This is a genomic window from Dysgonomonas sp. 520 (assembly GCF_010501095.1).
Classification (GTDB): Bacteria; Bacteroidota; Bacteroidia; order Bacteroidales; family Dysgonomonadaceae; genus QVMP01.
Map to the genome: position 1 here is coordinate 1 of NZ_QVMP01000059.1, position 1,385 is coordinate 1,385.

Genomic DNA, 1,385 nt, shown 5'->3' on the forward strand with positions numbered 1-1,385 from the left:
ATGTTACGAATTATATCTCCACATCACTGTATGTTTGCAAAAAGATAATTGAAGAAGAGTATGAAAAGAACAATTATAAAAATCGATGAAGAACTTTGTAATGGCTGCGGGTTATGCATTAGCGGATGTCACGAAGGCGCATTGCAACTGATTGACGGCAAAGCTCGCATGATTAGCGAATTGTATTGCGACGGCTTGGGCGCTTGTATTGGCGATTGCCCTGTGGGAGCAATAGAACTAGAAGAGCGTGAGGCAGAACCTTATGATGAAATAGCTGTTATGGAAAAAATTGCTCCAAAAGGAGAAGAAACAATTGTAGCGCATTTAACACATTTAAAAAATCACGGAGAAACAGAGCTTTTTGCACAGGGACTAAATTATTTAAAAGAACGCAATATAGAAATAAACATGGATTTATTAAACGAAGAAAGTTGTGGTGCATTTCAACAGCCGCAAGCCTGTCCGGGAAGCGGAGCAAGATCGTTTGCACCCATAAATCCGGTAACAAAAGTAAACAATGTGCCTTCGCAACTACGGCATTGGCCTGTACAACTGCATTTGCTGAACCCTCTGGCAGGGTATTTTAATAAGGCTAACGTAGTAATTGCAGCTGATTGTACCGCTTTCTCATATGGAAATTTTCATGAAAGGTTTATTAAAAACCACACATTAGCTATAGCTTGCCCTAAGCTTGACAGTGGAAAAGAAAGTTACGTAGAGAAAATCGTAGCCATGATAGATCAATCAAGCATCAATACACTAACGGTTGTTATTATGGAGGTGCCTTGTTGCGGCGGATTGTTGCAATTGGTTAAAATGGCAGCAGAACAGGCTTTGCGTAAAATCCCGATAAAGAAAGTTGTTGTCGGTATTCAAGGAGAAATTATAGAAGAGAATTGGATATAAACAAATTAAAATCGAAGAAAGATGAACATGTTTTGCTATCAATGTCAGGAAACAGCACAGAACAAAGGTTGTACTGTGAAAGGAGTATGCGGAAAGACCTCCGATGTGGCTAACTTACAGGATTTATTGATATTCCTGTTAAAGGGTATTTCCCGTTATACGGTAGAAATGCGTAAAAAAGGGATTGAGGTATCTGCCCAAACCAATCACTTTGTGATGGAGTCATTGTTTATGACGATTACTAATGCCAATTTCGATAAGGAGCGTTTTGTAACTCGTATCCAAGAAGCTATCGCCTTACGCGATGAGCTGGCTAGAGAAGCCGGAAACATCACTGCGGATTGCGATTGTATGACTTGGAGAGGGAGCTCTTCGGATGAAATGGAAGCGAAGGCTGCTACAGTTGGCATTTTAGCTACCAAAAATGAAGATATTCGTTCATTATGCGAATTATTAATCTACGGATTAAAAGGGATGGC

Annotated in this window: 1 protein-coding gene and 1 pseudogene; both read left to right on the forward strand. The window is 39.9% G+C overall.

Translation table 11 applies throughout. From position 1 onward, the window contains the following. The first annotated feature begins 60 nt into the window (after window positions 1-60). Window positions 61-906: an ATP-binding protein gene (locus D0T56_RS16505; protein WP_163321265.1), complete on the forward strand. Its 846-nt coding sequence runs from the start codon at window positions 61-63 to the stop codon at window positions 904-906. A gap of 27 nt (window positions 907-933) precedes the next feature. Continuing rightward, window positions 934-1,385 (forward strand): annotated as a pseudogene (locus D0T56_RS16510) (hydroxylamine reductase); the annotation flags it as partial.